Raw genomic sequence first — 23,301 nt, forward strand, 5'->3', positions numbered from 1 at the left:
GGCATGCGCACGGTCGCGCTGGCCGCGCTCGGCTTCGGGGTGACGGTCGGCTTCGTCGAGGTCGCGGTGCCCGCGGCCGCCACGAACGCCGGCCAGGCGCCGCTCGGCGGGCTCATGCTCGCAGGCTGGTCGCTCACCTCGGTCGTGTTCGGCATCTACTACACGATCCGCCCGTGGCCGCGGCCGATGCACCTGCGTCTGCCCGCGATGCTCGGCCTGTTCGCCCTGCTCATCGCGCCGCTGTCGCTGCTCACCGGCCTGCTCGCGCTCACCATCGGGCTGCTCGTGGCCGGCATCTGGATCACCCCGCAGTCGACGGCCCACTCGACGGCGATCGAGCTCGTCGCCCCGCGCGGCACCGCGACCGAGGCGTTCGGCTGGGTCATCACGGCCGTGACGCTGGGGCTGGCGGCCGGGCAGTCGATCAGCGGCTACCTCGTCGAGCACGTCAGCATCGGCGCGTCGTTCCTCGCCTCGAGCGCCGCCGGGCTGGTGCTGGCGGCCGTCGTGTGGGCGCGGCGCGGGACGGTCACCGAGTACCGGCCGGCTCGCGAGCTCGTCTCGGCCTAGGGCGCGTCTGGCGGATCTTGGTCGATGCGATTCGTGATCCAGCCGGTTCCCGGCAAGGCGGAGCGATGGCCTCGTACTGGGCGTACTCGGCCATCGCGACAACGCGGCCAGGGGTCGGCTGGGCGCGAATCGCGCGGCCGGAGATCCGTCAGCCGTGCCCTAGCCCAGGAAGATCGGGTTCGTCAGCGCCACCATCGTGTCCGGAGTCGTCGCCGTGGGGACCGGGCGGCGGACCTCGGCGCGGACCCACGTGCTGTAGCGGGACTGCGTCGTCCACCGCACGGTCGCCGAGCCCGACGCGTCCACCGGCTGACTCCACTGTGGACCGTTCTGGTTCAGCAGCCGGACCGACGTGCCGGGCACGCCGGCCACTGTGACCTCGAGCGTCACCTCGATACCGGTGTCCACCCGCAGCCGCTCGCCGATGCCCGCGGTCCGCCGGCCGTCGGTCGCCGTGTAGGTCAGCGACACCGCGGCCGACTCGGCGATCCAGTTGCGGCCGGCGCGGAAGCCGTCCAGCAGCCGGCGGGTGCGCAGACCGTCCGCGAGGACCACGTTGTGCGGCAGCGCGACGACCTGGTCCGGGTTGTGCGCGTCGCTGTTGCCCACGGCGGGGACGAACTTCCCGTTGCGCAGCAGGCCGTCCCACGTGATCACCGCGGCCTCGTCGTCGAGCGTCCACGGGCCGTTCCACACCTCGACCGCGTCCGCGAGCTCGTAGCTGAACTCCCACGAGCAGGCGAAGCACGGGGCGAAGGGGTGCGCGGCGACCACGAGGCCGCCGGCGTCGTGCACGTCGTCGGCGAAGCGGCGGAAGGCGCGCGGGGCGTCGGCCCGGTAGCGCCAGTCGATCCACTTCCCGACGGGCAGGCCCCACGCGGGCCAGTGCCCGCTGCGGGTGGTGACCTCCTCGCCGTTGACGATCAGCAGGTCGTCGCCGGCGTGCTCGCCCCACTGCAGCGACGCGCTGGACGTGTTGTGCTCGGTGGAGATGAAGAAGTCCAGGCCGGCCGCGCGCGCCGCGGCGGCGAGCTCGGCCGGCGTGCGGCGGCCGTCGGAGTGGACGGTGTGCAGGTGGCCGTCGCCGCGGTACCAGGCCTTGCCGCGGTCCTTGGCGGGCGCGCTGTCCGGCGCCGGGTCGGGCTCGAAGGTCGGCCCCGGCTCGCCGAAGCGCAGCGTCACGTCGACCTTGTAGTTCAGTCCCTGCCGGGCGACCGTGTACGGGCCGAGGATGATGTGCCAGCGGCCGCGCTCGACCGGTCCGGGCAGGTAGCCGGGCGTGGCCTCGGTGGCGCTGATCGTGAAGCGGTCGCGGAACCCGCCGGACCAGCCGCGGAAGCCGCGCTCGTTGCCGAGTTGGTGGCCGGCCGGGTCGAAGATCCCGATGTCCAGCGCGTTCCCCTTGGCGCCGGGCGGCACCTGCGGACGGTCGTAGCTGTACACGACCTCGATCTCGCGGACGCCGCGCGGCACGTCGACGGGCAGGTAGTACCAGTCGGGCACGCCCGGCTCGAGCGTGCCGGTGATCGACTTGGTCTGGTCGCCGGTCTGCTTCGCGTCGCCTCCCGGGTCTGGCTTCGGCTCTGGCTCCGGCTCTGCGAAGGCGATGCCGGGCAGTATCGCGCCGGCCGCGCCAACGGCCAACACGCCGGAGCTGGCGAGCAACGTCCTGCGGCTCATCGTCTCGGACACGCCGGCACCTTAGCCTTTTCACCCCACGGTCGGGTGAACATCGGCTGTCGAGCGCGACTGTCAGACCACGCCGCTACCTTGGCCGCATGAACCTCGATCTCACCGTCGCCACCGGCGAGCTGGCCAGTGCAGCCTCCGCTCTGGTCCGGCTCGTGCCGGGCCGGCTCGTCGACCCGGTGCTGTCCGGGCTGCTGGTCACGGCGGCGGAGGACGGCGTCTCGCTCGCGGCCAACGACCGGGAGCGCGCGGCCCGGCTGCGGCGGCCGGCGGTGGTGCACACCGAGGGGCGGGTGCTGGTGCCGGCCAAGCCGCTCGCCGACACGCTGCGTGCGCTGGAGATGCCCGAGGTGCGGCTGGTGGTGGAGGGGTCGCGGCTCGCGATCCGGGCGCCCGGGGCGCGGTTCGCGCTGCCCTTGCTGGACGCGGAGGTGCATCCGGGGGTCGCGGCACCGCCGGATGCGGTGGGTTCGGTCGACGGTGGACTGTTCTCCTCGGCGCTCGCGACGGTGGCGTCGGCCGCGTCGCGCGACGAGGCGCTGCCGATGTTCACCGGCCTGCGCATCCGATCCGAGGGCTCGAGGTTGGTGCTGCTGGCGACGGACCGGTACCAGATGGCGGTGGCCACGCTGGCGTGGGAGCCGGCCGGTGACCTGGACGCGCTCGTGCCGGCCGGGCTGCTGACGGAGATCGCGAAGCAGGTCGACGGGTCGGTGACGCTGCACGCCGACCGGGACCGCTTCGGGCTGGCGTGGTCCCGCTCGACCGCGACGACGGCCGTGCTGGACGGCAGCTTCCTGCACGAGTCGAAGGTGTCGGTGTCCGATGTGGACACCCGAGTCGAGGTGGACGCCGACACGCTGGCCGGTGCTGTGCGGCGGGTCGGCCTGTACACGGACCCGCGAGGAGTCCTGATGCTGGAAATCGGCGACGGCGAGGTTCGCCTGCGCGGGGCGGACCAGCAGGCCGGCGAGGCGGAGGAGTCCGTGAAGGCAACGGTCGATGGCGGGCGGACGCCGCAGGCCTACCAGGCGCGGTTCCTGTCGGATGCGTTGCGGGCCTTCGGAGGGCGGCGGGTTCGGGTGGAGATTCAGCCTGGGATGCGGGCTACTGTGTTCAGTTCTGTAGAGGAGGATTCGTTGGGGCTGCGTTATGTGGTGATGCCTATGTTGCCGCCTCGCGTCTGAGTTTCTGTTCCGGGTCGTTGGGATCCGGGGCGGGGCCGGGTGCGCTGGGGCGGGTGCGGTTGGGTTGGCCGCCCTCGCTCACCATCCCGTTCGTGAGCCTTCCGTGATTTCGCAACACGAATGCGCTCCCCGGAGCGGGTTCGGTCGCGTGGCCCCGGCCACGCCGGCCGCGTTGCGCGACCCGATTGCGCGACCTTGTTGCGGGATCCCGGGTTCCGCGACTCTGGTTCCTCTAGCCCCCGCCGCTCGATCCCAGTTACGCGGCCCCCAGTTGCGCGACCGGTTTCGCGAACTCAGATCCGCTGGCTCCGGCTGTGCGATCCAGGCCGCGTGGCCCGGTTGCGCCATCTCGGCCGCGTGATGCCGTGCGGGGTTGCGGTTTCCGCGAGCCCAATTCCGCCATCCCGCTGCATTGCTAGTTCCGCGGTGCAGTTCCGCAGCCCGCCGCGCTGGTCCGGCGGGCTCGCTGCCTGCCGACCTTCCGTTCGCGGCGGGCTCGTCAGTTTCCGTTGCCGCGTAGGTAGTCCAGCTGTGCCTTGACCGACCACTCGGCCGGGGTCCACAGCGACCTGTCCACATCGGCGTACACGAGTTCCACGATCTGCCTCGGGGTGGCGTCACCGCCCAGGTGCGCCAGCGCGGCGCTGACCTGGTTCAGGCGTTCCACCCGGTGGGCCAGGTACTCCCTCGCGATGCTTGCCACGTCCGGGAGCTCCGGGCCGTGGCCGGTCAGGGCTACCGTGCCTCGGGGTTCCTCGATCAGGCGGCGCAACGTGGTCAGGTACGGGCCAAGGTCCGCGATCACCGTCGTGCCGCGGCCCAGGACCGAGTCGCCGGTCAGCATCGCCGACTTGCCGTTGTAGCCGGCCCGCACGCAAACCGAGTCCTCGGTGTGTCCTGGCGTGTGCAGCACCTGGAAGCTCAGGCCGGCCGCTTCGAAGGTCTCGCCATCGGTCAGGGGTCGGGCGTTCTGGCACAGCGTCGGATCGAGCGCACGAACGGGCGCACCGGTCCGGGCGGCCAGCCACGGCGCCCCCTCCGCGTGGTCGGGATGGTGGTGCGTCAGCAGGATCAGCTCGATCTGACCTACCTCGGCCACCTTCTCCAGGTGCGGCTCGTCCTCGTAGCCGGGATCGACGACCACACAGGACTCAGCGGCCGGCGTCCGCAGCAGCCAGGTGTTGGTGCCCTCGAGCGTCATCGAGCTCGGGTTGTTCTCCAGCACCACCGACGCAACCGGCGTCACGCGCCGAAGCTCGTCGTACGCGGGGTGGCCGGTCATGTCGGATCGCCCGGGGACAGGTGCGCCGCCGCGGTGTCGTAGCCCGGGTCATCGGGCAGCACGAGGCGCAGCACGTCGCCCTCGCGGGTCACCTTGGGCATCAGCTTCTCGATGGTGCGCTCTCTCGTCATCGCATCCTCGACCGAACCGCAGTCCTCCAGCTCCGCCAGCGTGGTCCAGGTCGGTGGCAACAGCCCGACCCGGCCCGCCTTCCACTCGTCGAGCGTATCGGTCGGCCGTCCCCACCTCGTGTCGGCCGCCTCCGTCGTCGCGCCGTCGGCACGCTGACCGACCGGCAGCCGCGCCAGGAAGAACCTCGTGTCGAACCGGCGCTTCTCCTCCGCCGGCGTCACCCAGTTCGCCCACGGCCGCAACAGGTCCGCGCGCAACACCAGCCCCGACTCGGCCAGGAAACCCGCCAGCGACAGCTCACGGTTCACCAACTGCGCCCGCGCCTCCGAGTACGGCCGAACGTCGAACACCACCGAATCCTCCGACGGCCCCGCCAGCAGCACGCCCGACTCCTCGAACGTCTCCCGCACGGCCGCGCACACCAGCGCCCGCGCAAGCCCGACGTCACAAGAGAAGCGGGACGCCCACCACGCCGGCGGCGGGCCGTGCCAGGCCAGCGACGTGTCCGCGTCGCGCCGGTCCACGCCGCCGCCGGGGAACACCGTCATCCCGCCCGCGAACGCCATGCCCGACACGCGGCGCTGCAGGAAGACCTCGATCCCCACATCCGTGTCTCGCACCAGCATGACCGTCGCCGCGTCCTTCGGTGTCGCGGGCGGATCCGGCAGCTCGGGCGGGATCAAGCCCTCCGGCAGAGTCAGTTCCTTCGGCAGCTCACGCACACGCCGAGCCTACGCAGCGCCTCCACCCGCAGCCGGCAGTATGTGACCATGACCGACACACGGCTGCGCATGGGACTGGTCGGCGCGGGACCTTGGGCACGCAAGATCCACGGGCCGGGAGTGGCCGCGCACCCCGGCACCGAGCTGGTCGCGGTGTGGGCGCGCCGCCCGGAGGCCGCGGCCGAGATGGCCGCGCTCGTCGACGCCGCGCCGGTCGCCGACTTCGACGACCTGCTCGCGACCGTCGACGCGATCACCTTCGCCGTGCCGCCCGCGGTGCAGGCGCCGCTCGCGCTCCGGGCCATCGAGGCCGGCAAGCACGTCGTCCTCGAGAAGCCCATCGCCGGCAGCGTCGAGGAGGCCGAAGAGCTCGTCGCCGCGGCCGAGCGGGCGGCCGTCGCCACGCTGATCATGCTCAGTTTCCGTTACGGGGCCGAGACGATCGAGTGGCTGGAGGACGTGCACCGTACCGGCGGCTGGCACGGCGGCAGCGCGCGGTGGATGTCCGCGACGCTGCTCGACACGAAGTACGAGTTCTCCCGCTGGCGCCACGACGGCGGCGCGCTCGCGGACATCGGCCCGCACGTGTTCGACATGCTCGACGCCGCACTCGGACCGATCACCGAGGTGCTCGGCGCGCACTTCGCCGAGACGGGCGCGGTGTGGCACGTCCTGTTCGGCCACGAAGGCGGCGCGACCAGCAGCGCCACCCTCACCATGCACACGCCGGCCACGCCGCCGATCAACGACTTCGCCGTGTTCGGCGCGCACGGGTACAGCCGGCTGGACGGCTCCGGCGACGCGCAGGTCCGCTACGCCGGGCTGCTGGACGACTTCGTCGCGATGGTGCGCGACAACCGCACGACGCACCCGTGCGACGTCCGCCGCGGCCTGCACATCCAGCACCTGATGCGGGCGGTCTCGGACAAGATCGCCGCCGGTCAGCCCACCGGCGGCTGACCACCACGCCCGTCCTGCTGCGGCGGCATCCCGTTGACCACCGTCGGGGCGCCGGACTTGCCGTGCCGGCCGAACCAGGTGGACGAGGACGTGCCGCCCTGATTCTGCTGCTCGCGGCGGGCCAGCTCGTCCTGGAGCTCGCGCAACAGGCTGCGCTCCTGGGTGTTGAGGATGTCGTCGCCGAAGGTGGCGCCCTGGTTGTCCTTGCCGGCCGGGTTCAGCCGCGGTCGCGTGCCGTCCTTCGGCTTCGCCCGGCGGCGCGGCGAGGGACGCGAGTTGGTCGGCGCATCCGCACCCAACGCGGACGGCGGCTGGCTCGACCGGCTGTCGGGCTCCTCGGGCGCTCGCTCCTGCGCGAAGACGGACGGCCCCTCCGGCGCGACCGACTCGGCCGGTTCGACGGAGGAGGGCAGCGAATGCTCACCGCGCGCCCCACCGCTCGGCTCGGCATCCACGCGACGCAGCTCGACTGGCGGCGGCAGGGCAGAGCCGGCGCCCGACTCACCCAGCTCCGCCGGCGGCGGCAGCGTGGATCCGGAACGCGAGTCGCCCGAACCGCGCAGCTCCACCGGCGGCGGCAACGCGGACCCGGTGCCCGAGTCAGCCGGGCCGCGCCGCTCGGCGGGAGGCGGCATCGAGCCGAGTTTCACGGCGCGGTGCTTCTCGGTCGGCGCGTCGGCGTTGCTCGGGCTCGGACGGCGCAGCGGTACCGGCGCCGGAAGGTCGGAACCGGCCGGTTGGTCGGGCCGGTGCGAATCCACCGGGGCCGGCTCCGCGCGGCGCAGCTCGACGGGTGGAGGCAGCGGCGCGGACGTCGCCGTGTCGGGCACGGCGCGGCGCAGCTCGACCGGCGGCGGGGGCTCCACCGCGTGCACCACCTCCGACCGGGCCGCGCCCGCCTGGGGCAGCTCGATCGGCGGCGGAAGCGCCCGCTGCGGCTCGGTCATCGCCTCGCCGGGATGACGAGGTGGCTCTCCCGGAGCGCGAGGCGGCTCCTCGAGGGCATGCGGTGACTGGGGCGGCTCCCCGAACGCACGAGGCGGCACGCCCAGGGTGTGAGTCGCCTCCCCCACGGTGCGAGGTGCCTCGCCCGGAGCCTGAGGCGGCTCCCCGAGTCCGCGAGGTGCCGCACCCAAGACCTGAGGTGACTCCCCATGTGCGCGAGGGGGCTCCCCTGGAAGTTGAGGTTCCCCGAAACCGCGAGGCGGCTCCAGGCGGGGTGGCTCCAACGGCTCCGGCCGCGCGTGGGCCGGGTCGCGCCGCGGTTCGCCGGCGAACGGTTGGGCCGCCACCCTCGGTGGCTCGAACGGCTCCGCCCGGACCGGCTCCACCGGACTCATCCGCGGCCTGTTGCCCGAGTCCGGCTCAGCGAAAGGGACCTGTCGCGCGCAGCGCATCGCCTCCTGGTGGTAGTCGCCCGGCTGGTTGCCGTCCACCAGCACCTCCACCGACGCCCGCATGCCGGCGCGGCGCAGCGCGTACTCCACGCGGTAGGCGGTCGCCGGGGCGAACCCGCCCGGGCCGACCCCGACCAGCACGAGCCGGTGCGGCACCGGGCCGGACGACGGGCCGGCCGGCGTCAGCCGCCACACGCACCACACGGACCGCACGTCCGGCAGCGCGTCCAGCACCGGCCGGATCGCCTCGGCGACACCTCGGTCCGGCTCCCGGCCGTCGACCGCGCCGACGGCGAAGCGGTGCCGGCTGGTGGGCGCCGGATCCCGAACCACGACCCGGTCGATGACCGACGGGTCGAGGAAGGTGTCCGAGAACAGCGACTCGAGCTCGCCGTGCTGCGCCTTCGCCAACACGACCCGCCCGGCCACGACACAGCCGGCGACGAACTCCAGCGACCGGTCCAGCTCGGCCGACGCGAGCATCTGGCGCGCGTCGGCCAGCGCGTCGTCGTCCAGCCGGCCGGCGAGGCTCAGCAGCAGCTCGTGTATTCGAATCGGCAACGCGACACCCGGCCGGCTCCCCCGGGAAACCTGGGTCACGGTCGGCTCCTTCCGCTCGTCTGTCATCGACGGGCAGCGAGGAGCTGCTCAGCCCTGGGGCACGACCGCTCCGGGCAGCAACGGCTCGGATGCCGCGAAGGCCGCCTGGTGATACGGCGGGAGGTCGAAACCCTCAGGCATGACCTCGACACCCGGCTCGTACGTGCCGAGCGCCCGCAGCACCCGCTGCAGCTCCCCGGTCAATCGAGCGCAGCCGGCTGTAGCTGTGACGAGCACGATCCTGGTGGCCGGTCCCAGGCCGGATCGGTGCCGCCGCCAACTCCCACGCACGTCGACCAGCTCGGGCCGACCATGGAGGACCGCCCCGAGCACTACCGCTTCGGAGTCACCCGCGTTCACCCGTTCGGGCGACTCCGATGTGAATGTGTAGTCGACTTCGTCGATTTGGTCCACCCAGGGCACCGCGTGCAGCCGTCCGGCGTCCGCGCCCGCGTCGAGCAACGCGGCGTTGAGCAGGAGAGACTCCCGGGCTGTGATCGCCACCCGCTCCCTCAGAAGGGTTAGGGGCAGGGCCCGGGCCAGCGCGTCGAGCGCGTCGCCGGCGAGCCAGTCGCGCAGCCGCCACAGCTGGCGGTCCGGCAGCCGGCCGGCGAGCCGGAGGAGCAGCTCGTGGCAGGGATCTTCCATGTCCGGCATTCGCTACCTCCCAGGTCAGGACACCTCGGCTCAGGACACCTCGACGACGAGCTCCACCTCGACCGGCACGCCCAGCGGCAGCTCGGCGACCCCGACGGCGGAGCGCGCGTGCCGGCCGGCGTCGCCGAAGATCTCGCCCAGCAATTCGGACGCGCCGTTGACGACCGCCGGCTGGCCGGTGAAGCCCTCGGCCGACGCGACGAAGCCGACGACCTTGACGACCCGCGCGACCGCGTCGACGCCGACCAGGTCGTGCACCGCGGCGAGCGCGTTCAGCGCGCAGGTCCGGGCGTGCCCCTTGGCCTCCTCGGGGCTGACCTCCTGGCCGACCTTGCCGGTGGCCGCGATCGCGCCGTCGACGAACGGCACCTGGCCCGCGGTGAACACCAGGTTCCCGGTGCGCACGGCCGGCACGTAGGCCCCGGCCGGCACGGGCACGTCGGGCAGCGCGATGCCGAGCTCGGAAAGCCGGTCACTCCACGTCACGCCGCCCCCTCGCAGGCTCGGTCGCGGCCCTCCGGGGGCGCCTGTGTCGATGGTTCGCTCGCAAGCTCGCTCACGTCACTCGCCCTTCGGCCGCTTGAGGTAGGCCACCATCTGCTCACCGGTCGGCCCGGGCAGCACGGTCACGAGCTCCCAGCCGTCCTCGCCCCACTGGTCGAGGATCTGCTTGGTCGCGTGGATCAGCAGCGGCACGGTGGCGTACTCCCACTTCGTCATGAACCGGGACTGTAACCGGCCCTACTGTCAAAGCCATGTCCCAGGTGCGCCCCGCGACCCACGACGACATCCCCGACCTCGTCGAGCTCCGCAGCCTGCTGTTCGCGAGCCTGGAGAGCGGCTGGGGACCGCCCCGCGCCGGCGAGGACTGGCGGGACGCGTGCGCCGCCGCGTTCGCCGACCAGCTGGCCGCCGAGGACATGCGGGTCGTGGTGATCGACGGAGACGGCGGCCTCGCCGCGTGCGGGCTGGGCGTCGTCGACCGGCGGCTGCCGAGCCCGTACAACGCGAGCGGGCTCGTCGGGCACGTCTTCGGGATCGTCACGCACCCGGAGTACCGCCGGCGCGGCTACGCACGGGCGGTCCTGACCGAGCTGCTCGGCTGGTTCGACGAGCGCGGGCTGACCAGGGTCGACCTCAACGCCAGCGCCGACGGGCAGGCGCTATACCGCAGCCTCGGCTTCGCGGTCCACGCCGACGCGGAGATGCGCCGCCACCGCTGAACTGGACCTACGCCGGTACGGTTGCCCGGTGGAAGCCTGGCGAGTGTTCGCGACGGTGCTGCTGGCTGTCGCCGGGATCGTGATCGTGCTGCTCACGATGGCCAAGACCCGCGACCGCACGAACGCGACGAGCGGCCTGGTCGCGCTCAACGGGGCGATCAGCTTCACGATCCTCGCCGTGCTGTGCGTGCTGACGCTGACCGTGCTGGCCCCGACCGTCGCCTGGATCGTCGTCGGGGGCGTCGGCGTGACCGTGACCGTGATGCTGCTCGCTAGTTGAGCTCCTGTCCGGCACGGCTCCAACCAGTCCACATACCCTGAACCGGTGACCACTTCCGCACACTGGCCGGAGCCGGTCGCCCGGGCGCGCTTACACGTGGTCACCGGCAAGGGCGGCACCGGCAAGACCACCGTGGCCGCCGCGCTCGCGCTGGCGCTGGCCACCGGCGGCCGGCGGGTGCTGCTGATCGAGGTCGAAGGCCGGCAGGGCATCGCCCAGCTCTTCGACACCCAGCCACTGCCCTACGCCGAGCAGCGGATCGCGTCCGCGCCCGGCCGCGGCGAGATCCGCGCGCTGCACGTGGACGCCGAGGCGGCACTGCTCGAGTACTTCGCGATGTTCTACAACCTCGGCTTCGCCGGGCGCACGCTGCGCCGGATGGGCGCCATCGAGTTCGCCACCACGCTCGCGCCGGGCCTGCGGGACGTGCTGCTGACCGGCAAGGTCAAGGAGACCGTCGGGCGCACCGACGAGCACGGCCGGCACGTGTACGACGCGGTCGTGCTGGACGCGCCGCCGACCGGCCGGATCGTGAAGTTCCTCGACGTCACCAAGGCGATGGCCGACCTCGCGAAGGTCGGGCCGATCAAGGGCCAGAGCGACGGCGTGGTGCGGCTGCTGCACTCGCAGGACACCGCCGTGCACCTGGTCACGCTGCTCGAGGAGATGCCCGTCCGCGAGACCGTCGAGGCGGTCGCCGAGCTGGCCGCCGCGGACCTGCGGCCCGGCGCGGTGTTCGTCAACCGGGTCCGCCCGCCGCGGCTGCCGACCCGCTCGGTGATCCCGGCCGCCGGCGGCCGGGTCGACGCCTCCCGCGTGCGTGCCGGCCTGACCAGCGCGGGCCTGGACCTCGCGCCAGAGGACGTCGAGGGCCTGGTCGACGAGACGGTCGAGCACGCCATCCGGGTGCTCGCCGAGCAGCACGCCCGCGAGCAGCTCGCCGAGATCGACCTGCCGGTGCTCGAGCTGGAGGACAGCACCGACGGCATCGACACCGCCGCCCTGTACGAGCTGGCCGAGGCCCTGGTGGACCAGGGGGTGCGATGACCAGCGGGCTCGACGTCGACACCTTGATCGACAATCCGGACATCCAGGTGATCGTGTGCTGCGGCTCCGGCGGGGTCGGCAAGACCACCACGGCCGCCGCGATCGCGGTACGGGCGGCCGAGCGCGGTCGCAAGACCGTCGTGCTCACCATCGACCCGGCCCGCCGGCTCGCCCAGGCGCTCGGCCTGCGGGAGCTGGGCAACACACCCAAGGAGGTCGAGGTCGACGGCTTCGAGCCGGTCGGCCAGCTCTCCGCGATGATGCTGGACATGCGCCGCACCTTCGACGACATGGTGCTCGCGCACGCAGGCGAGAAGCGGGCCCAGGAGGTGCTCGCGAACCCGTTCTACAAGACGATCTCCAGCTCGTTCTCCGGCACGCAGGAGTACATGGCGATGGAGCGGCTGGGCCAGCTCGCCGGCGAGGGTCGCTGGGACCTGATCGTCGTCGATACCCCGCCGAGCCGCTCCGCGCTGGACTTCCTGGACGCCCCGCAGCGGATGTCCTCCGCGCTCGACGGCCGGATGATCCGGCTGCTGTCCGGGCCGGCCCGCACCGGCGGCTGGGGCGTCCGCAAGGTTGTGAGCGCCGGGATCGTGCTGTTCGCGAAGGCCGTGTCGACGATCGTGGGCGGCCAGCTGCTGGCCGACGCGTCGGCGTTCGTGCAGGCGTTCGACAGTATGTTCGGCGGATTCAAGCAGCGGGCCAGAAAGACGTACGAGCTGCTCCGTTCGGGCGGTACCGCGTTCGTCGTGGTCGCCACACCCGAGCCGGACGCGCTGCGTGAGGCGAGCTACTTCGTGGAGCGGCTGGACTCGGATGACATGCCGCTGTCCGGCCTGGTCATCAACCGAACACACCCCGTGTTGACGAAACTACCCGCCGGTAGAGCGCTCGCCGCTGCCGAAAACCTGGAGCGTGCCGGCGACGCCCCGCTGGCCACGGCGGTACTGCGGCTGCATGCGGACCGGGTGGCCGTGCACCAGCGCGAGCGGCGCCTGCTCGCCCGGTTCACCAAGGCACATCCGACCGTGCCGGTGGTCAGCGTCCCGGCGATGCCTGCCGACGTGCACGACCTGACCGGCCTGCGCGGCATCGGCGAGCGGCTCACCGGCCGCTGAAACCGCAGGTCAGCTCACTCTTACGGCCTCGTCTTCGTCGGAGTGGTTGCGCTTGGCCGTCTGCAGCAGCTCCAGCCAGGACGTGACGTCGGGCCGGCGACGCAGCAGCGCGCGCCGCTCCCGCTCCGTCATGCCGCCCCACACCCCGAACTCGATGCGGTTGTCCAGCGCCTCGGCCAGGCATTCCGTGCGCACCGGACATGCGATACACACGAGCTTGGCCTTGCGCTGCTCCTTGCCCCGGACGAACAGCTCGTCCGGGTTCTCGTCGCGGCATGACGCATTGACTCGCCAGTCCGCCTGCTCGATGTACATAACCCCCGCCCCTACCTACCGTCGTCGCGACCTACTAACCCGGTCCCCTCGTTCTGCCGGGTGCCGATATGTGGAATACGTGTGAAACACGGTTTCCGTTCGGCTGGTGTCGTTGAGACGTTGACGGACTCTAGGGCCAGACGGTTCCCGCCTGTATGGCGGGGTTCACAGTCGTTACGGATTGTCAATAACTCGGTCGGGGTAACAAGAGCTTGATCCCGCGCCGCGTACCCTGGTCGCCGTGCGAGTGGGAGACGGTCTGCTGAAGCTTCTCGGTCTGTGCCTGCTGGCCGGCGTTCTCGTCGCCGGCATGCTGTTCCCCGTGGTAGGGGCGTTGGGGGTGGCATCCAACCGAGCGAGCGACACCATCGACAGCGTGTCCGCGGACCTGGTCGCCACCGACCCGCCGCTCGCCACCACCATCACCGACTCGCAGGGCAGGGCGATCGCCTACCTTTACGATCAGTATCGGGTGCCGGTCACACCCGAACAAATCTCGCCGACGATGAAGGCCGCGCTGATCTCGGTCGAGGACCGCCGGTTCTACGAGCACCACGGCGTGGACTGGAAGGGCACGGTCCGGGCGCTCATCAGCAACCAGAGCGGCGAGGACGTGCAGGGCGCGTCGACGCTCACCCAGCAGTACGTCAAGAACTACCTGATCAACGTGGTGTACCGGGACCAGGTGGGCGCCGACGAGGCCGATCCGGGCAAGAAGATCGAGCGCGAGCGGGCCCAGGAGCAGACCGTGACCCGCAAGCTGCGGGAGGCTCGCCTCGCCATCCAGCTCGAGCAGTCGATGAGCAAGGAGGAGATCCTCGCCGGGTACCTCAACGTCGTCGAGTTCACCGACCGGGTGTTCGGCGTCGGCGCCGCGGCGCGCGCGTACTTCAAGACCTCGCCGGACAAGCTCACGGTGGCCCAGTCCGCGCTGCTCGCGGGCATGGTGAACAACCCGAGCCTGTACAACCCGTGGCGGCGGCCGAAGGAGACCCTGGACCGGCGCAACTTCGTGATCGACAAGATGGTCGAGACGAAGAGCCTGTCGCCGGAGAACGCCGCGGAGGCGAAGAAGGAGCCGCTCGGCCTGCAGGCCAGGCCCAAGAAGCCCGCCGCGAACTGCGTCGGTGCCGGTCCGCAGTACGGCTTCTTCTGCCAGTACGTCGAGGACTACCTGCGCAAGATCGGGTTCTCCCAGGACCAGCTCTACACGGGCGGCTACACCGTCCGGACGACCTTCGACGCGGCCGCCACTCGGACCGCCAAACAGGCCGCGATGGCCCAGGTGCCGAAGAACACGTACGGCATCAACAACTCCATGGCGATCATCCGGCCGGGCAAGCAGCGCCACGAGGTCACCGCGCTGGTCTCCAACCGCGACTACGGCCTGAACGTCAAGGCCGGCCAGACCCAGCTCGCCTACCCGTACGGGGTCATGAACAAGTTCGGCGCCGGGTCGGTCTTCAAGATCTTCACCGCGGCCGCCTTCCTCGAGAAGGGCGGCGGCATCGACCACCGGATCAAGACACCGGGGTCGTACACCTCGCGCGTGTTCAAGGGCGGCGCGGAGAGCTGCCCGTCCACCGGCGAGCCCTACACGCACTGGTACTGCCTGTCGAACAGCGAGGGCGCGGACTACCCGGGCGAGATGAACCTGACCGACGCGCTCGCCACGTCGCCGAACACCGGCTTCGTGATCCTCGAGGAGCGGGTCGGCATGGGCAAGGTCGTCGACATGGCGAGCCGGCTCGGCCTGCGCGAGACGATGGGCACGAACATGCTCGGGCAGAGGCCGAACCCGAAGTCCGACGACCCGAACATCAACATGAACCAGAAGCAGTTCTTCGGACCCAAGGGCAACAGCCCGGGCAACGCCTCGTTCACGCTGAGCCCGGCCCCGCTGTCCACGCTCGAGCTGGCCAACGTCGGCGCCACGCTGATGAGTGGCGGCGTGTGGTGCCCCCCGACCCCGCTGCTCGAGGTGCTCGACCGCAACGGCAAGAAGATCAACTACAGCGAGCAGCCGTGCGAGCAGGCGGTGTCCGAGGGGCTGGCGAACACGCTGGTCACCGGCATGTCGAAGGATGACACCACGGGCACCGCGGCCAACGCGGCCCGGCAGGTCAGCTGGAACCGGCCGATGCTGGGCAAGACCGGCACCACCCAGCAGAGCAAGTCCGCCGGCTTCCTCGGCGCCACCCCGCAGCTGGCCGGCGCGGTGCTGGTGTTCAACGACGGCCGAAGCCCCGAGGGCATCTGTGACAACACCCCGGGCGAGCCGTACCTGTGCGGCGAGAACGGCAACATCTTCGGCGGCAAGGCACCCGCGCGGACCTGGTTCGACGCGATGACCAAGATCCACCAGGGACTACCGGTCAAGGGCCTGCCACCGACCGACCCGAGATACGTCAAGGGTGGTGACCAGGCGCAGGTGCCCGACGTGGTCGGGTTCAGCGAGCAGGAGGCCCGGGACCGCCTGAGGCAGGCCGGCTACAAGGTCGTCGCCGACGAGATCAACTCCTCGTCGGCTCGCGGGACCGTGGTGAGCCAGTCGCCGCGCGGCTCCGCGCTGCCGGGCGAGCTGATCACGATCCGGGTGAGCACCGGGTACGTGCCGCCGCCGCAGACCTCCGAGCCACCACCCTCCGGGCCGTCCGCGCCGCCCAGCGGCCCCGGTGGTGGCGGCCCAGGTCCGGGCGGCGGTGGTCGACCACCGAACGGCAACCCGGGCGGGCCGGGCTGACGTCCTGACGGCCGCCGGCCTCGTCAGTTCTGGAGCTTCGCGCGCACCGAGGCGGCCACCCGGCCGCCCTCGGCGCGGCCGGCGACCTTCGCGTTCGCGGCCTTCATGACCTGTCCCATCTGCCGCTGGCCGGGGGCGTCGCCGAGTTGTTCGGTGACCTCGGCGACCGCCCCGACGACGATCGTCTCCAGCTCGTCGTCGGTGAGCTGTTGGGGCAGGTAGTCGGTCAGCACCGCGGCCTCGTCACGCTCGGCCTGGGCCTGCTCGGCGCGGCCGGCGCCGGCGAAGGCCTCCGCGGCCTCCTTGCGCTTCTTGACCTCGCGGGTGAGGACCTTCTGGACCTCCGCGTCCGACAGCTCGCGGGCGACGTCACCGGCGACTTCTTCCGTCGTCAGCGCGGCCAGCGCCATCCGCAGCGCGGCCATCCGGGTCGACTCGCGAGCCTTGATCGCCGCCGCGAGGTCGGCCCGCAACCGTGCCTTGAGCTCAGCCATGGAGCGCACACTACTGGCCGTTGCCGGTCACCCGGTGCACGCATCTAGGCTCGGGGTGTGGGTTCTCTGGCGCGAAACATCGGACGGGCGGCGCTCGGCGCCACGGCGGTCGGCACGGCGACCGTGGCGTACGCGGCGGGCTTCGAACGGACGCACTGGAGGCTGCGGCAGGCCACGCTGCCGGTGCTGGCCGAGGGGGCGCGGCCGCTGCGCGTGCTGCACATCTCCGATCTGCACATGATGCCCAACCAGCGGTCCAAGCAGCGCTGGGTGGCCGAGCTCGCCGACCTCAAGCCGGACCTCGTGGTCAACACCGGGGACAACCTGGCGCACAAGCTCGCCGTGCCCGCGGTGCTTCGTGGCCTAGGCCCGCTGCTCGACCGGCCTGGCGTGTTCGTGTTCGGCAGCAACGACTACTACGCGCCGCGACCGAAGAACCCGGCCCGGTACCTGATCAAGTCCAAGCGGCGAGTGCACGGCATCCCGTTGCCCTGGCGAGACCTGCGAGCGGCTCTGATCGAGCGCGGCTGGCACGACCTGACCCACGTAAGGCGCCTGCTGACAGTCGAAGGCCAGACGATCGCGGTAGCCGGCGTAGACGATCCGCACCTACATCGCGACCGCTACACCGAGATAGCCGGCCGCCCCGACCGATCGGCGACTCTGCGCCTGGGCATCACCCACTCGCCGGAACCGAGGGTCCTGGACCCCTTCGCCGGCGACGGCTACGACCTGGTCATGGCGGGCCACACCCACGGTGGCCAGCTCCGGCTGCCGGGCTACGGCGCGATCGTGACGAACTGCGAGCTGGACAGGTCCAGGGCGCGAGGCGCCTCCCGCTGGGGGGCGCACATGTGGCTGCACGTGTCCGCGGGCCTGGGCACGTCGCCCTACGCACCGGTCCGCTTCGCCTGCCCCCCGGAGGCGAGCCTGCTGACCCTCGTCCCCCGCCCCACCGGCAGCAACAGCCCGGACAGCGCCAAACGCGGCGCCCACTTCGGGGCAGGCGCGGACGTCGGCTAGACTCTTCGCGTACTACGGGGTGTGGCGCAGCTTGGTAGCGCGCTTCGTTCGGGACGAAGAAGTCGCAGGTTCAAATCCTGTCACCCCGACCAACATCAGGCCCTGTCCGCGTTTCGCTGTGGACGGGGCCTGGTCTGTGTGTATATGGCATCTCGCCTCAGTCCTGTGGGCGGCGACGAAGTCGCTCGCTTGGAAATACAGCCACGCACAGGCGGCCCGCCAAACGGTTGGTGTGCTTCACCGACTTCGGTGTCCCTTGTATGACGAACAGGAATGAAATTCCAGTGAGGATCGAGCCAACCAAAGCCGGAAGGTCAGCCGAGGACGAGCGGCAACTTCGCCGCCAGGCCGTCCAGTGAGACCTTCTCCGCTCCCGTCGGGGTGCGTCGCCCCGTGCCGACGAGCAGGGTGTCGGCGTCGGAGAATGACGCGGGAAACGGAACCCCGGCGATCTGTTCCAGAAGTTCGCGCGACCGGGCCAAACCATCGGCCGGTGGACCAGCCACCGACGGGAGGTGCGCGATCAGGTCGAGGTGGTGCAGCGTCCACTCCATGACGTACGCCTCGAGGTAGTCGCCCACCGTGAGGATCTGCTCTCGGGTGCTGACCCGAGCCTCGAGTGTGGCAAGTGAGGCGGCTCGCCCCGCGGCGGAGCCGACGTCGTCCAGGTGGAACTTCAGCAGCGCCGGATCCTCGTACGCGGCGGCCAGCCGGACGATCAGCGCGTCGAGTGGGTCGTCGCCGGTCGGTGGGGTGGCGGTGACCTCCCAGTAGGTCGCCGCGTCGCGGGTTGGCGACGCATCAGACGGGGTTGCGAGGGTGATCAGCACGTCCTGGGCGTCGATGACCAGGTGGCACACCAGGTCTCGCACCAGCCAGCCGGCGCAGCCCGACGGGCGGGCGAAGGACTCGAGAGGTACCGACGCCACCGCCGTACGCAGGGCCGCCCAGGTGAGCGCGAACAGGCTCACTCGTAGATGCCCAGGTTGATTCTGTTGTGGACGGTGTCCAGGTAGACCCGCCATTCCGTCAACCGATCGGCCATGACAGTGGCCGACCAGATGGCCGGGCCCGTCAGTTCCGGGTGGTTCGGACATTCCGAGAAGCCCGTGACCGTCACCATGTTGTCGAAATGAAAGAACCGGACGAACGTGTTGCGGTAGCCGGGAAAAGCACGAAAGAAACCACTCCACGCCGCGATACACGCCGGCTTGCCGGAGACCATGTTTCCTTGTGAGTCGATGAATCTGTGGTCTTCCGACATCAGGGAGGCGAGGCCACGTAAGTCCGCGGCGTTGATATGGGTGTTGAACGCCGCGGCCGCGGCGGCGGGGGTGAGCGACATGTCAGTCCAGCTTGCCTTCGCGGCGGCCGCGGGCCACCAGCGCTCGAACATTCGTCAGCGTGCCGCAGTCGTCGTCGATCTGGCGGTTTCGCTCCTTCACGAACGCCTCGCCCAGGTCGGCCCGCGCGCGGGAGCCCAGCTCCGAGCGCGCCGGGTTCAGGATCGTCAGCTCCTCCTCCACCAGGTGGTGACCGACCGTCGCCGAGAGCTCCTCCACCGCGTCGTCGAAGGCCTGCGTGTCGGTGCCCTTCAGCTCGAGCACCTTCAGCAACGCCTCGTGACCCTCCGCGTGCTCCTCCGCGCCGTGCTCGGCCTCATCCGCGCCGACCGCCGCGCGCTTGCGCAGCTTCGGGTACACGAACTTCTCCTCCGCCTCCGCGTGCGCGACCAACACCGTGGCCAGCGCATCGCGCACGGTGGGGCGGTCCGAGCTCGCGTCGCGCAGGTTGCGGAGCAGCTCCTCGAACAGCCTGTGGTCATCCAGGATCAAGTCGATCACGTCGCCCGAGACCGGCCGGTGAACGTCGACGACATGGTTCATACGGACAGTTCTACCGGCCGGCGGCCGATTCGGCTGCACCTGCGGCCAACACGAAGTCCAACCGCGACCGGGCGGCGTTCTCCCACGGCCGCGCCAGCTCCGCGACCAGCTCGTGCCGGCCGGCGGTCGTCACCTCGACCGCCAGGCGGCGCTGCGTCTCCCTGCCCGGCGCGCCCGGCGACATGCCGACCCGCTCGTCCACCAGCACACGCAGTCCCACCGGCACGTGCCACCGCCACGTGAAGCCCGTGGTCGGCGGCTCCGGCAGCAGCAGCGACACCGTGTCGCCGACGTGCACCTCGACCGGCCCCCCGGCGTCGGCGTTCGACAAGCGCACCGCGGCCATCAGACGAGGATCTGGTCGATCTGGCCCGATGCGTCCTCGTGATAGTCGACGGGCTGGTTCCGCTGTGTCGCCAGCGTCGCGAGCACCGTCATGTGCGTGTGCCCGAACTGCGACACCGGGGACAGCCGCTTCCAGCCGATCCCGTCCACCCACACCCACACGCCGGTCGGCGCGTCGTAGGACCACAGGTGGGTGATCATGCGGTTGTTGACCCAGCCGGCGGCGAACGCGTCCGGCGCGCGGACCCCTGCCTCGCGCAGCCCGGGTGGCATCGGCGCGTTCACGTCCGGGTCGCGGACCTCGGTCGCCGTCCGGCTCTTCAGCTCGGCCGGCAGCGGCGGGCGAGTACCGGGCGACCCCACCGTCGACGGGCTGTCCGGGACGGGCGGTGTCTGGTTGGCCTCCATGGCCGTCCTCTCAGTCGGAGACCAGCACGGAGCGCAGCTCCGTGCCGTCGATGAACGGGCTGACCGGCCGCCCGCTGCCCCGCGCGTGCGCCAGCTCGGCCAGCTTGTTGGACGTGGTGTGCGGGCCGCCGCCGAGGTGCGCCCAGCCGTAGTTCTCCAGGTAGGCCCAGCCGTTGGCGTCGTGCGCCGTGGCGAACAGCCGCAGCGTGCGCTGCGCCGGCAGCCACGCCCGCAAGGTCACCGACGTGCAGCCGAACACCGTCGGCCGCGAGCCGGGGTAGTCCTCGATGAACGAGTCGCCGTACGCGATCTTGAAGTAGCCCCCGTCGCCCCAGCCGGTGCCCCACGAGTTCTTCCCGATCCAGCAGCCCAGCTTGTCGTCCCACCCGACCAGCGCGACGCAGTGCCCGCCGGCGACGTCGTCGGTCGTGTGCTTGTAGACGCCGCTGCGGTAGTGGAAGAAGTCGTCGTACACCACGAAACAGGCGACCACCGCGCCGTAGCTGTAGATGTGCTGCTTGACGGCCGGCGGGTTGCCGGTCAGGTCGATCAGCCCGACGGCCTTCGCGAGCCGGTTCGGCCAGTCCGCGGCGAGCGAGCCGGAACCGGTGTCGCTGTAGGGGAAGTAGTCCTCGAACGTGACACCGGTGTTGACGCAGTCCGCGAACAGGTCGTCCGGCCAGGAGCCGCTGGCGCACGTGTAGCCGCGGGCCTTGGCGTGCACGTGGTACAGGTGCGCCTCGGACAGGTTCAGCGACAGGCCGGGCGCGCCGCGGGTGTACGAGGCGGTCGACTCGATCGCCGCGAGCGTGCCGAACGCCACGCACGATCCGCAACCGCCCTGGTCGCGGATCGGGGTCAGGTAGCTGCGCCCGTCGACGTCGCGCAGGTCGAACGCGGGCGGCAGCGACGCGCTCGGCGCCGTCATGGCGCTCACCTGCTGGCCGAGCGCGGACCGGGCGGCGGCTGCCATCCCGTCCGCCTGGACCTCCCGTTCGGCGATCTCCGCCTCGGTCGGCGCGGGCACGCCCAGTCGGGCGGCGCGCCAGTCGGCGGGCAGGCGGCTCATCCGCGTCTCGGCGGCCTGCCAGGGGTAGCCGAGCGCGGCGAGGGACTCCCGAACCGCCGCGAGCTCGGCTGCATGGGGTCTGTCAGGGCTCATCTCTGCTCCCGTCTCAGGGAAGCGGTGGTTGGCAGCCCTATTAGATGCCCGGCCGTTGCCGTCTGGGTACCGCTGCGGGGTCAGATTGTTTGGGCGTTTTCCTTGGCACGATTGGAAAATCCCGAACCCAAGCCTCGGTTCGCAGCCGCCCGCACGCACGGACTGGCGGTGATGAGGCAGGATCGAGGGGTGAGCAACCACCCCATGGCCGAGGTCCCCGAAGCGCTCTTCGCCGACGCGGGCGCGGAGACCCGCTGGCGCGACCGGTTCACCGCCGCCCGGGTCTCGCTGCCGCGGTGGGCGCACGGCGCGCCGGACCGCAACCTCTACCTGTCGAACTCGAGCGGGGTCTGGGAGGTCTACGCGTGGGACCGGGCAACCGGCACCCACCGGCAGGTCACCGACCGGCCGAACGGCACCTCCTACGCCGCGATCGCTCCGGACGGCGAGCACATCTGGTGGTTCGCCGACTCGGACGGCGACGAGTTCGGCACCTGGGTCCGCGAGCCGTTCGCCGGCCGCCCGTCCGACGAGCCGGTCGCCGAGGCCGTGCCCGGCAGCGTGGCCGGCTACCCGGCCGGCGTGGAGATCGGGCGCACGGTCAGCGCGGTGGGCGTCTCCAACGACGACGGCACGTCGGTGTTCGTGGCCCGCGGCGACGGCGAGGCACAGGTCGTCTACCACGACGAACACGACGGCGGGGTGGCCGCGCTCTCCCGCGACGAAACGTTCCTGACGATCGAACACTCCGAGCACGGCGACAACCGGCACCCGGCGCTGCGCGTGCTGTCGGTGGCCGACGGGAGCGTGGTCGCGGACAAGTGGGACGGCAAGGGCAAGGGCCTCGACGCGATCGGGTTCAGCCCGGTCGCGGGCGACCAGCGGCTGCTGGTGCTGCACGAGCGGCGCGGCCGCGAGGAGCTGCTGATCTGGGACGTCGCGGCCGACGCCGAGACCGAGATCACGCTCGACCTGCCCGGCGAGGTCACCGCCGACTGGTACCCGGACGGCTCGGCGATCGGCGTCCTGCACACCCACGAGGCCCGCAACACCCTGCACCGCTACGACATCGCCACCGGTCGACTGTCGTCATTGGACACTCCAAACGGGACGATCGGCGCCGCGGCGATGCGTCCGGACGGCACCGTGGAGTACTCCTGGTCGAACGCCGCGCAGCCGCCGGTGGTGCGCGCCCAGTACGCCGACGGGACCGAGCGGGTGTTGCTCGAACCGCCGGGGCACAAGGCGCCGCCGTCGGTCGAGCTGATGGACGCGTTCGTGCCCGTCCCGGACGCCGGCGACGTGCACGCGCTGTACGCGCGCCCGGCGAACGCCCCGGACGGCCCGCTGCCCACGGTGTTCACGCTGCACGGCGGCCCGCACTCGGCGGACGAGGACCGGTTCTCCGCGTACCGGGCGGTGTGGCTGGACGCGGGGTTCGCGGTGGTGCACGTCAACTACCGCGGGTCGACGGGTTACGGCTCGGCCTGGCGGGACGCCATCGAGGGACGGCCGGGCCTGACCGAGCTGGCGGATGTGGCGGCCGTGCACGCGTGGGCGGTGGAGAAGGGCCTGGCCGACCCGGCGCGGTGTGTGGTCAACGGCGCTTCGTGGGGCGGGTACCTGGCGTTGTTGGCGCTGGGCACGCAGCCGTCGCTGTGGGCGGCGGGCGTCGCGGGCGTGCCGGTGGCGGACTACCTGTCCGCGTACGCGGACGAGATGGAGCCGCTGCGCGCGTTCGACCGGGCGCTGTTCGGCGGCTCGCCGGACGAGGTGCACGACCGGTACGTCGAGTGCTCGCCGATCACCTATGTGGACCAGGTGCGCGCCCCCGCGCTGATCGTGGCGGGCGAGAACGACCCGCGCTGTCCGATTCGGCAGATCAACAACTACCTGGACCGCCTCGCGGCGCGACACGCCGCCTACGAGGTCTACCGGTACGACGCGGGCCACGGCTCACTGGTGGTGGCGGAGACGATCAAGCAGATCGCCATCGAGGTCCACTTCGCCCGCCGAGCCCTGTCCCTCTGACTCATCCGCGCCGAGACAAATAAGAAC

General features: G+C 71.5%; 24 protein-coding genes, 1 tRNA gene and 1 pseudogene. 11 read left to right on the plus strand and 15 right to left on the minus strand.

Translation table 11 applies throughout. The features are described 5' to 3' along the window. Positions 1 to 570: pseudogene (locus tag ACRDSK_RS04945) on the plus strand (MFS transporter); the annotation flags it as partial. Between the two features lie 159 nt (positions 571 to 729). On the opposite strand, the gene ACRDSK_RS04950 reads toward ACRDSK_RS04945, so the two are convergent. Next, positions 730 to 2,262, minus strand: coding sequence for a CehA/McbA family metallohydrolase (locus ACRDSK_RS04950; protein WP_431438706.1), 1,533 nt, complete (start codon positions 2,260 to 2,262; stop codon positions 730 to 732). A gap of 86 nt (positions 2,263 to 2,348) precedes the next feature. On the opposite strand from ACRDSK_RS04950, the gene dnaN reads away from it, so the two are divergent. Continuing rightward, positions 2,349 to 3,446, plus strand: a complete 1,098-nt coding sequence (gene dnaN, locus ACRDSK_RS04955) for a DNA polymerase III subunit beta (protein WP_431438707.1) — start codon at positions 2,349 to 2,351, stop codon at positions 3,444 to 3,446. 499 nt (positions 3,447 to 3,945) lie between these two features. Here dnaN and ACRDSK_RS04960 read toward each other — a convergent pair whose 3' ends face one another. Continuing rightward, positions 3,946 to 4,728 (minus strand): MBL fold metallo-hydrolase, encoded by a 783-nt coding sequence (locus tag ACRDSK_RS04960; protein ID WP_431438708.1) that lies wholly within the window; start codon positions 4,726 to 4,728, stop codon positions 3,946 to 3,948. Next, positions 4,725 to 5,573, minus strand: a complete 849-nt coding sequence (locus tag ACRDSK_RS04965; protein WP_431438765.1) for an NUDIX hydrolase — start codon at positions 5,571 to 5,573, stop codon at positions 4,725 to 4,727. Before ACRDSK_RS04965 ends, ACRDSK_RS04960 begins: the two co-directional genes overlap by 4 nt. A 57-nt stretch (positions 5,574 to 5,630) precedes the next feature. Between ACRDSK_RS04965 and ACRDSK_RS04970 the strand changes: the two genes are divergently transcribed. After that, positions 5,631 to 6,542, plus strand: a complete 912-nt coding sequence (locus ACRDSK_RS04970; protein WP_431438709.1) for a Gfo/Idh/MocA family protein — start codon at positions 5,631 to 5,633, stop codon at positions 6,540 to 6,542. Here the strand turns inward: ACRDSK_RS04970 and ACRDSK_RS04975 are convergent. From ACRDSK_RS04975 to ACRDSK_RS04990, 4 genes are all read right to left on the minus strand, one after another. Continuing rightward, complete coding sequence (locus ACRDSK_RS04975) at positions 6,524 to 8,539, minus strand: hypothetical protein (RefSeq protein ID WP_431438710.1); 2,016 nt, start codon at positions 8,537 to 8,539, stop codon at positions 6,524 to 6,526. The two genes, ACRDSK_RS04970 and ACRDSK_RS04975, sit on opposite strands and share 19 nt — an antisense overlap. 48 nt (positions 8,540 to 8,587) lie before the next feature. Next, the gene (locus ACRDSK_RS04980) at positions 8,588 to 9,196 is read right to left on the minus strand and encodes a hypothetical protein (protein WP_431438711.1); all 609 of its coding nucleotides are present in this window, start codon (positions 9,194 to 9,196) and stop codon (positions 8,588 to 8,590) included. Positions 9,197 to 9,226: 30 nt separating this feature from the next. Continuing rightward, on the minus strand, positions 9,227 to 9,682 hold the full coding sequence (locus tag ACRDSK_RS04985) for a RidA family protein (RefSeq protein ID WP_431438712.1): 456 nt from the start codon (positions 9,680 to 9,682) through the stop codon (positions 9,227 to 9,229). A gap of 75 nt (positions 9,683 to 9,757) precedes the next feature. Beyond that, positions 9,758 to 9,916, minus strand: coding sequence for a hypothetical protein (locus ACRDSK_RS04990; RefSeq protein ID WP_331973580.1), 159 nt, complete (start codon positions 9,914 to 9,916; stop codon positions 9,758 to 9,760). A gap of 35 nt (positions 9,917 to 9,951) precedes the next feature. On the opposite strand from ACRDSK_RS04990, the gene ACRDSK_RS04995 reads away from it, so the two are divergent. Genes ACRDSK_RS04995 through ACRDSK_RS05010 form a run of 4 tightly spaced genes read left to right on the plus strand, consistent with a single transcriptional unit; the run spans position 9,952 to position 12,867 of the window. After that, a complete protein-coding gene (locus ACRDSK_RS04995; protein ID WP_431438713.1) occupies positions 9,952 to 10,419 on the plus strand; it encodes a GNAT family N-acetyltransferase in 468 nt (155 codons plus the stop codon). 28 nt (positions 10,420 to 10,447) lie between these two features. Further along, complete coding sequence (locus tag ACRDSK_RS05000) at positions 10,448 to 10,699, plus strand: hypothetical protein (RefSeq protein ID WP_431438714.1); 252 nt, start codon at positions 10,448 to 10,450, stop codon at positions 10,697 to 10,699. 45 nt (positions 10,700 to 10,744) lie between these two features. Then, positions 10,745 to 11,746 carry an ArsA-related P-loop ATPase gene (locus tag ACRDSK_RS05005; RefSeq protein ID WP_431438715.1) on the plus strand — a complete coding sequence of 334 codons (1,002 nt, stop codon included), beginning with the start codon at positions 10,745 to 10,747 and terminating at the stop codon, positions 11,744 to 11,746. Next, positions 11,743 to 12,867, plus strand: a complete 1,125-nt coding sequence (locus ACRDSK_RS05010; protein WP_431438716.1) for an ArsA family ATPase — start codon at positions 11,743 to 11,745, stop codon at positions 12,865 to 12,867. The genes ACRDSK_RS05005 and ACRDSK_RS05010 overlap by 4 nt, the downstream gene beginning before the upstream one ends. Positions 12,868 to 12,876: 9 nt before the next feature. Here the strand turns inward: ACRDSK_RS05010 and ACRDSK_RS05015 are convergent, their stop codons facing one another. Continuing rightward, positions 12,877 to 13,182, minus strand: coding sequence for a WhiB family transcriptional regulator (locus tag ACRDSK_RS05015; RefSeq protein WP_431438717.1), 306 nt, complete (start codon positions 13,180 to 13,182; stop codon positions 12,877 to 12,879). 241 nt (positions 13,183 to 13,423) lie between these two features. On the opposite strand from ACRDSK_RS05015, the gene ACRDSK_RS05020 reads away from it, so the two are divergent. Continuing rightward, positions 13,424 to 15,925 (plus strand): penicillin-binding protein, encoded by a 2,502-nt coding sequence (locus ACRDSK_RS05020; RefSeq protein WP_431438718.1) that lies wholly within the window; start codon positions 13,424 to 13,426, stop codon positions 15,923 to 15,925. A gap of 23 nt (positions 15,926 to 15,948) precedes the next feature. Here the strand turns inward: ACRDSK_RS05020 and ACRDSK_RS05025 are convergent, their stop codons facing one another. Further along, positions 15,949 to 16,419, minus strand: coding sequence for a GatB/YqeY domain-containing protein (locus tag ACRDSK_RS05025; RefSeq protein ID WP_431438719.1), 471 nt, complete (start codon positions 16,417 to 16,419; stop codon positions 15,949 to 15,951). Between the two features lie 57 nt (positions 16,420 to 16,476). On the opposite strand from ACRDSK_RS05025, the gene ACRDSK_RS05030 reads away from it, so the two are divergent. Together ACRDSK_RS05030 and ACRDSK_RS05035 are read left to right on the plus strand one after the other, a co-directional pair. Further along, positions 16,477 to 17,442 carry a metallophosphoesterase gene (locus tag ACRDSK_RS05030; RefSeq protein WP_431438720.1) on the plus strand — a complete coding sequence of 322 codons (966 nt, stop codon included), beginning with the start codon at positions 16,477 to 16,479 and terminating at the stop codon, positions 17,440 to 17,442. A 15-nt stretch (positions 17,443 to 17,457) separates the two neighbouring features. After that, positions 17,458 to 17,534, plus strand: a tRNA-Pro gene (locus ACRDSK_RS05035). Positions 17,535 to 17,756: 222 nt separating this feature from the next. Here ACRDSK_RS05035 and ACRDSK_RS05040 read toward each other — a convergent pair. Genes ACRDSK_RS05040 through ACRDSK_RS05065 form a run of 6 tightly spaced genes read right to left on the minus strand, consistent with a single transcriptional unit; the run spans position 17,757 to position 21,243 of the window. Continuing rightward, on the minus strand, positions 17,757 to 18,413 hold the full coding sequence (locus tag ACRDSK_RS05040) for a maleylpyruvate isomerase N-terminal domain-containing protein (RefSeq protein WP_431438721.1): 657 nt from the start codon (positions 18,411 to 18,413) through the stop codon (positions 17,757 to 17,759). Next, complete coding sequence (locus tag ACRDSK_RS05045; RefSeq protein WP_431438722.1) at positions 18,410 to 18,838, minus strand: nuclear transport factor 2 family protein; 429 nt, start codon at positions 18,836 to 18,838, stop codon at positions 18,410 to 18,412. The genes ACRDSK_RS05040 and ACRDSK_RS05045 overlap by 4 nt, the downstream gene beginning before the upstream one ends. After that, positions 18,789 to 19,328 carry a hemerythrin domain-containing protein gene (locus ACRDSK_RS05050; RefSeq protein ID WP_431438723.1) on the minus strand — a complete coding sequence of 180 codons (540 nt, stop codon included), beginning with the start codon at positions 19,326 to 19,328 and terminating at the stop codon, positions 18,789 to 18,791. The genes ACRDSK_RS05045 and ACRDSK_RS05050 overlap by 50 nt, the downstream gene beginning before the upstream one ends. A 10-nt stretch (positions 19,329 to 19,338) precedes the next feature. Then, positions 19,339 to 19,674: a protease inhibitor I42 family protein gene (locus tag ACRDSK_RS05055; protein ID WP_431438724.1), complete on the minus strand. Its 336-nt coding sequence runs from the start codon at positions 19,672 to 19,674 to the stop codon at positions 19,339 to 19,341. Continuing rightward, complete coding sequence (locus ACRDSK_RS05060) at positions 19,674 to 20,081, minus strand: hypothetical protein (RefSeq protein WP_431438725.1); 408 nt, start codon at positions 20,079 to 20,081, stop codon at positions 19,674 to 19,676. Before ACRDSK_RS05060 ends, ACRDSK_RS05055 begins: the two co-directional genes overlap by 1 nt. A 10-nt stretch (positions 20,082 to 20,091) precedes the next feature. After that, positions 20,092 to 21,243 (minus strand): C1 family peptidase, encoded by a 1,152-nt coding sequence (locus tag ACRDSK_RS05065; RefSeq protein WP_431438726.1) that lies wholly within the window; start codon positions 21,241 to 21,243, stop codon positions 20,092 to 20,094. Between the two features lie 204 nt (positions 21,244 to 21,447). Between ACRDSK_RS05065 and ACRDSK_RS05070 the strand changes: the two genes are divergently transcribed. Further along, the gene (locus ACRDSK_RS05070; protein ID WP_431438766.1) at positions 21,448 to 23,274 is read left to right on the plus strand and encodes a prolyl oligopeptidase family serine peptidase; all 1,827 of its coding nucleotides are present in this window, start codon (positions 21,448 to 21,450) and stop codon (positions 23,272 to 23,274) included. The last annotated feature ends 27 nt before the right edge of the window (positions 23,275 to 23,301 follow it).

Origin of the sequence: Actinophytocola sp. (assembly GCF_050699915.1) — a bacterium.
Taxonomy (GTDB): Bacteria; Actinomycetota; Actinomycetes; order Mycobacteriales; family Pseudonocardiaceae; genus Actinophytocola.